At 59.0% G+C, this 6,530-nt stretch carries 6 protein-coding genes and 2 pseudogenes; 4 read left to right on the top strand and 4 right to left on the bottom strand.

Features of this window, described 5'->3' with window-relative positions:
* Positions 1-259: 259 nt before the first annotated feature.
* Entirely contained in the window at positions 260-1,171 is a 912-nt protein-coding gene (locus ASC97_RS28080) for a helix-turn-helix transcriptional regulator (RefSeq protein ID WP_082530201.1), read from the bottom strand.
* Between the two features lie 206 nt (positions 1,172-1,377).
* Between ASC97_RS28080 and ASC97_RS28085 the strand changes: the two genes are divergently transcribed.
* Positions 1,378-2,283, top strand: coding sequence for an AraC family transcriptional regulator (locus ASC97_RS28085; protein ID WP_113000443.1), 906 nt, complete (start codon positions 1,378-1,380; stop codon positions 2,281-2,283).
* A gap of 84 nt (positions 2,284-2,367) precedes the next feature.
* On the opposite strand, the gene ASC97_RS34820 is transcribed toward ASC97_RS28085, so the two are convergent.
* The gene (locus tag ASC97_RS34820) at positions 2,368-2,796 is read right to left on the bottom strand and encodes a hypothetical protein (RefSeq protein ID WP_057471626.1); all 429 of its coding nucleotides are present in this window, start codon (positions 2,794-2,796) and stop codon (positions 2,368-2,370) included.
* Between the two features lie 91 nt (positions 2,797-2,887).
* On the opposite strand from ASC97_RS34820, the pseudogene ASC97_RS36445 reads away from it, so the two are divergent.
* Together ASC97_RS36445 and ASC97_RS35840 are read left to right on the top strand one after the other, a co-directional pair.
* Positions 2,888-3,175, top strand: a pseudogene (locus ASC97_RS36445) (hypothetical protein); the annotation flags it as partial.
* 25 nt (positions 3,176-3,200) lie between these two features.
* Positions 3,201-3,659: a hypothetical protein gene (locus tag ASC97_RS35840; RefSeq protein ID WP_057471627.1), complete on the top strand. Its 459-nt coding sequence runs from the start codon at positions 3,201-3,203 to the stop codon at positions 3,657-3,659.
* A gap of 96 nt (positions 3,660-3,755) precedes the next feature.
* Here ASC97_RS35840 and ASC97_RS28100 read toward each other — a convergent pair whose 3' ends face one another.
* The gene (locus ASC97_RS28100; RefSeq protein ID WP_057471628.1) at positions 3,756-4,052 is read right to left on the bottom strand and encodes a hypothetical protein; all 297 of its coding nucleotides are present in this window, start codon (positions 4,050-4,052) and stop codon (positions 3,756-3,758) included.
* A 115-nt stretch (positions 4,053-4,167) separates the two neighbouring features.
* The gene (aspT, locus tag ASC97_RS28105) at positions 4,168-5,841 is read right to left on the bottom strand and encodes an aspartate-alanine antiporter (protein WP_057471629.1); all 1,674 of its coding nucleotides are present in this window, start codon (positions 5,839-5,841) and stop codon (positions 4,168-4,170) included.
* Between the two features lie 364 nt (positions 5,842-6,205).
* Between aspT and ASC97_RS28110 the strand changes: the two are divergent.
* Positions 6,206-6,424, top strand: a pseudogene (locus ASC97_RS28110) (AAA family ATPase); the annotation flags it as partial.
* Between the last annotated feature and the right edge of the window lie 106 nt (positions 6,425-6,530).

Here is a 6,530-nt window from a genome sequence, read left to right on the forward strand (position 1 = left end):
AAAAGCCAATCCCTTGACCAAACCCTGATCAGAAAACCATACTTAGAGGTGGCTCACTTCTCGGTGGAAAAACCGGCTCAGTTCCGCGTGGAAACCAACAGAGAGGCTCGGTCTTTTCCCGCCCAGGACAGTCGATAACGAGACGTGTGGCAATGATCGCGGTATTTCGGAGCTGGCGCGTCTTTACGACGGGAGCTTCGTCGGAACCGCAGATCGCCGCCATTTTCCTTCCATATGATCCGGAAGCCATGCAGTCCTCCTACTTCTTCACGTCGGATCGAAAATTTTCCGGCGAGACGGACATCTTCAGCCGGAACTGCTGTTCGAACCGATGCCCGGCTGGAAACCCCGCGGCGATTGCGATGTCGTCGATCGACATGTCGGTCCGTGCCAGAAGGACCGTTGCCAGTTCAAGCCTGTATTGGTCGAGCCATTCGTGAGGATCCGCTCCCGTACTCAACTTGAACGCCGCGACAAAATGCGTGGGCGTCATCTGCACTTCGCCTGCGAGCATCTTGATCGTGAGGTCGCGATCGACAGATGCGCAGAGAAGCTCCTTCGAGCGCTCGAGTTCCCCCCTGGAGAGCTTCCGGGGCGGCGTTCCCCGGGCCTTCGCACCACCATATTGCCGAAGCACGTGAGCACAGGCAGCCATCGTGACGTGATCTACAAAAAGGGGATTCGCTTCCGAGGGGGCGGCGAACGAGGGCAGAAGCATGCGTGCCAAGCTCGACAAGGTCTGATCCCGATTGCCGCCGCAATAGTCGTTCGGAAACTCGTCCGGCAGCGCAGCATCCTCAAGTTCGGCGACCTCGGAGAGCGCCGCCTGGGGGAGATAGAAGCAGACGTAATGGATCGGCGTGAACCTCACCCCGGTCCAAACCTTCCTGAGGTCGAAAAGTGTCACCGTCCCAGCCGACAATGGCTGCGCGCTCACCAGGCGGCCGTCTTCGATGAGAACCCTTTTCGGCCAGTCCGCCATTTGCGCCATCGCCAGAATGCCGTTTTCCGGTGCGAGCGGAAGCGTGACCTGCTTCTCCATGCGTGGGGAGCGAATTTCAGTCACCGCGATCTTCGACGAACTCAATGTCGAACGGGAAACGAAGCTGGCGGCTTTTCCGACACGCATCGCGTCCGCCAGTTTTCGCCCATATGCCCCCGTCGCCTTCATATCACCCTCGTCCGTGCAGGAACCGAAAGTCTAGCGGCTGTTCCGGTAGGCTATAGCGAGCCCAAGCCAGCTTTTGTCTGAAAAGGACATAATGTGGGAGACGGACAGCCTCGTGAACGGTGGACGGTTGACGAAGAAACCGTCCTCTGGAAAGAGCCACAGACTACAGTTCAGTGTCAACGGTTTTCAAACGCAAGTCGAATTATATGCCGCGTTCGCTGTATGCGCGAAGTCTGTCCGAGACGCTGAAGATCAAATCGGCCTCGGCCATGGCGTCGAGAAGTTTTCATTCAGGTGCATTTACTGCGACGCTAGTCGAGCGTCCAGCGCCCGGTCCCGACCCGACGGAGCCGTCCGCGATCGAGGATGCGTTCGTCTTCGCCGTGTGGCAGGGCGAAATGTTCAGACGCGAATTATGGATCGACGGGCGGCCGATCCCCACCGAGCAACCGCTTTCTGCCGGCGCTTTTAGTTTCCTCGACCTAAGACAACGCAGCAGCGCCTTGTTTCGAGCTCCTGTCCGAACTGTGCTTTTCCACCTTCCAAAGGCAATCTTCAAAGAAATCAGCGACGAGAGCGGAGGTCCTCAAATCGACGAGCTGATGCTGCGGCCCGGCCGGCCGTACCAAGACAAAGTCGTTGCGGCTCTGGCCCAGGCCTTTCTGCCCGCCCTTGAGCAGCCAGACCACGCAAGCCGGTTGTTCGTGGATCATGTCGCCCGAGCGCTCGCGGTGCATGCATTGCAAACATACGGGGGCTTAGCTGTTCCTCGATGTCGTGGTGGACTGGCGCCTTGGCAGCGCAGGAGGCTTCTGGAGCTTCTGGATGCGAATCTCGGGGGAGATCTGACGCTGGCGGACATGGCAGGAGCATGCGACCTGTCCACGCGACACCTGGTCCGAGCGTTCGGTGAAAGTTTTGGAATGCCACCATATCGGTGGCTGATGATGCGTCGGATCGAGCGAGCAAGGGCTCTTCTCGGCGATGGTCGCATGTCCATCGCCGAGATCGCCTTGGCTTGCGGCTTCGCTGATCAGAGCCATTTCACCCGGGCTTTTACGAAGGCGACCAACCTCAGTCCGGCGGCTTGGCGTCGCCAGATGCGATTCTAGCCAAAACGGCTAATCGCTGTGGGCGCCGCTAGGTCACCTACTCATTAAGCGCATCCGGATTTTGGTCCATGCATCGCTTACTCTCTACTTATTTGCGGGCTTGGAAGTCTCTTTCTTCAGAGTCTCTCTCCGTGTTCCCTGGCCTACTATCTTCCTCCCTGCCTTTGCTGAGCTAAAGCCGGCTTTTGAGAGTGCCTCGCCAAACGTTTCGATGCTCACTTCCAGTTGTTTTGGCTGGTCGAGGTCGACGGCTTTGCCCCCGCCGTTCTTTCCACGATCTGGCATGCCACTCTCCCAACTACGACGGTCCGCTCTCGCGATCCCGCCGCTAACCAGGACCGCTTTGACTGCCTGTTGATATGTATCGATGTCCGCGTCGGGCGGCAGAACCAAGCCTACGGCCTTGTCGCCCTTCAGAAAGATCCCGCATCGCCTCAATGCGATGCGCAGCGAATTGGCATAGGTGGTCACTTCGAGCGAGTTCTTCGGCTCGTCGGAATTTCTCCATTTCATCGACGCCTCCTAGGAGCAAGCGCGGCGGACGATAGTGTCCGGCCCGAGTAGTTTCTCGTCTAGGTCGACCTCGATCAGACCACGCAAGATCATGCTCGCGACCGAGCCCATCGCCCTGCCCTCCCGCACCGTCGCGAGCCACTGCTCCCGCATCGCCGCCGCATGCGGCTATGAAAACGCAAAGACATTTGCGTCGCAACACGGCTACCGCTTCCAGGGATTGGCTGTTGGCAACGAGAATGATCTGGCAGCGTTCGCGTCCTTGCTGGGTGCGTCGCGCCAGTCGTTGTCTCGCGGCGTTGTTCGCACTGAAGTCAGGATCACTACGCTCTCAGGCGTGGCATTTTCCTACTCGATAGCCCACCGAAGTTGTCTCCGGTTCTGCCCGGAATGCGTCCTTCAAGATGAGCAGCAGGCTTCTGGTCGACGCGGCCATCGCGCCTACGGTCGAATGGAGTGGCTGGGCGGGGCCGATCCGGGTTTGCCGGGAGCATGGCGTTATGCTTGTGGGACTCAAACCTCATCCTGCGCCCGAACTCACGCATGACTTCGCCTCGAAGCTAGCCTTCGAGCGGCAAATTATCCCCAACCTTGCCGAGACCGCCTTCGGGATGGAGCCGGACAGTCTTCAGGGGTATGTCGAGGGCCGCATGCGGTGCGGCCCGAACGGGAACTGCTGGTTGGACGCGTTCCCGATGTATGTCGCCGTCTGCCTTTGCGAGTCGGTCGGTGTTGTCGCCCGCTATGGAATCCGGGTCCGGCACTCGGAAGTCAGCGACGAGGGGTGGTCGGAGTGCGCAGGAACTGGCTTTGATATCCTCCGTGGCGGTGCTCAGAGAAACGATGAGGGGCCGAATTGGTGAGTTCGGATTCGCGTCCTTCATGGAAGTGTCGCGAGCAACCAGTTCGTCGGCCTGCGACCGCGGGCGACGACACGGTTCACCATCTCCGCACTTCCATCAATCGTGCGTCTTCATCGTATCGACCACATAGCGAACGATGTCGGATTCTATCTCGGCGCATACCGTCTCGTACTCGGCGATCAAAGGGCAGTCATTTCTGCCGCGGTCTCTAAGGAAGCGTTCCAGCGTAGCGTTCGCTTCCTCGTAGGCCTCAAGGAGGTCGTTTAGACGGCCGGATCTGGCGACCAATACCTGCAGTTCCCCGCGTATCGCAGGCAACTTGAGCATCAGTCGCCACAGGCCTCGCCGTGCGGCTTCAGTGCCATTCGATGCGGACCCGTGGTTCTTGCTCATCGGACCATCCCGCCTCCGGCCGAGCCAATACCGCAACAATGCGCCATCCGCGTGCAAGCGGAAGTACGTTACGGTAAATGTCGCTACGGGGAGACCCCGTTGGGGCTCGCGGCCGCTAGTTCGCGAGCGATGACGCCAATGCCACGACAACCGGTCCCATCAAGGGTAAAAGAACGTTTGAGATCGCATAGGTCACCGTATAGCCAAGAACCGGAACTGAATTTCCGGCCTGCGACACGAGGGTGCTGATCGTCGGCGTGCTGCAGTGCTGACCTGCGATTATGCCGAGAAGGATCGGGGCTTCGATCTTCATAAGGCGCGACCCTACAAACAGCGACACCAGGGCGGGCACGCATGAGACGAGCAATCCCAGCAGCGGCAGAATGAGCCCGTACTCCATGATCAGGCCGATGGCATGTGACCCGGCGTCCAGACCGATAGCCGCGATGAACACCGCCAGTCCGAGATCCTTGGCGAATTCCGCCGCAGGCGCCGGAAAGCCCCCGCGGACAGAGTAGCGCATGTTAAGCCAGCCAAAAATCAGGCCCGAGATGAGGGCGCCGCCGCCGGAACCGAGCGTAAGGTTTAGGCGACCTATCTCCAAACTGTAGTGGCCGACGAGGAGGCCCAAAACGATGCCGGCTCCGAGAAACGTGAAATCGGTCTTTTTGCCCACGGGCAAAACCTTTCCGAGAGCACTCGCAGCCCGTGTCACCGCCTTTTCTGAACCGTAAAGAGTAATGACGTCACCTCGCTGGAGGATCGTTCCGGACAGCGACGGTATCAGCTGCCCCATTCGCCGAACATTCGAGATAAACACGCCGCGTTGCAGTTCAGGCGACGCCAGTTGCCTGAGCTGGCGTATCTGTCGACCGAATACCTCCTTTCGCCCAAGAACCACATCACGGCTGACGAGCGTGATGCTCGTTCCATCGGGAACGGGCACTTCGTCTCCCAGCCGGTCGCGTACGGCAATGACGGCGTTACGGCGCCCACGAACGAAGATGACGTCGTCCGCATGAAGAAGGACGTCAGGCGAGCCTTCCAGCACCTCGCCGCAGCGCTGCACGCCTTCGATCGCAATCGCCCAATTTCTGCTTCGTTCGAAGTCCGCGATCGTCATCCCCGCTGCGGCGCCGGTGCGGAAGGCGCGGCCGACCAATATAGGGAGACCTTCGGCCTGATCATCCTCTTCTTCCCCAGAGCCCAGTTTCCGCGCCAGTTCCTGGGCTTGCGTTCTTAAATCGATCTTGAGAAGCAATGGCGCTATCTGCGTCGTGAAGACCACGATGCCGATCAGGCCGAACAGATAGGTGAGGCTGTAAGCCGTCGCGATGTTGGCCTGAAGCTGCTGGATCTCGTCGCCCGGCACCGAGAGCCGCGCAATGGCCTCCGATGCCGTGCCCAGCACGGCTGACTCCGTCGCCGCTCCCGCAAATAGTCCGGCCGCCGAGCCGACGTCGAGGCGAAAGATGACAACCGCAATCGATACCAGCAGCAGCACGCAGACGACTTCGATGATCGAGAAAATGCCGTAGCGCCATCCACCGCGGATGTTGGCGATGAACTGCGGGCCTGCAGAAAATCCGAGCGCGAAAATGAAAAGCGCGAAGGCGGTTTCCTTGAGATCGGGACTGACTTCAACTCCCTGCTGGCCAAGCGCCAACGCGACGAGAAGCGTTCCGCAGATCCCGCCCAATTGAACAGCTCCAACGCGCAATTGCCCCAGGAGGTAGCCGAGAGCGAGGGACAGAAAGATAGCGATGACGGGGTCCGCAAGAAACCACATAGGAAATCCTCTGCGTACGCTGGGAAGAATCAAATGCAGTATTTGCTGCGGCAGAGGGTCGCGCCAATGCCGCAGCGCAGTGCAACGTATCGAGTTGTCAAATGGCCGGCGGCGCCACGATACCCCTTTCGTCACCTGAGCGAAATACCGCGCATATCAACCTTTAGATGCGGTAGTTCGAGTTTAGCGGCAAGGAGGCGCATCTGTCTTTACGGGGCTGTTACAGTGAATTTACCGTTACGTACTTCCCTCAGGGCGAATAGCGCGCAAAGTCTGGCCACCTTGCATCGGCAGTTGCAAGCAGCCGATCTCAGTTTCGCAACACGATGCGGCTGTGAGCCGCCCGGTATGGGAGAAGGTAATAGTGACGGCACGTGACGACATCATCGATCTCGGCAAGCGCATCGGCCAGTCGATCATCGGCCAGGAGACCATGGTTGAGAGATTGCTGCTCGGCCTTCTTGCGAACGGTCATCTCCTCGTCGAGGGTCTTCCGGGTCTCGCGAAGACAAGGGCGATCAAAAGCCTGGCAAAAAATCTCGAGGCTGAGCTGTCACGCGTGCAGTTTACTCCTGATCTTCTACGGTAATCCCCCCGCAAATTAACGGGCTTCAAAAGTAGAATTTTCTCGGGCTTTATGATCGAGGAGATTTTGATGAAGACGAGCAGATTTAGCGAACCCCAAATCC

The organism is Rhizobium sp. Root1203, from assembly GCF_001424945.1.
Lineage (GTDB): Bacteria > Pseudomonadota > Alphaproteobacteria > Rhizobiales > Rhizobiaceae > Rhizobium.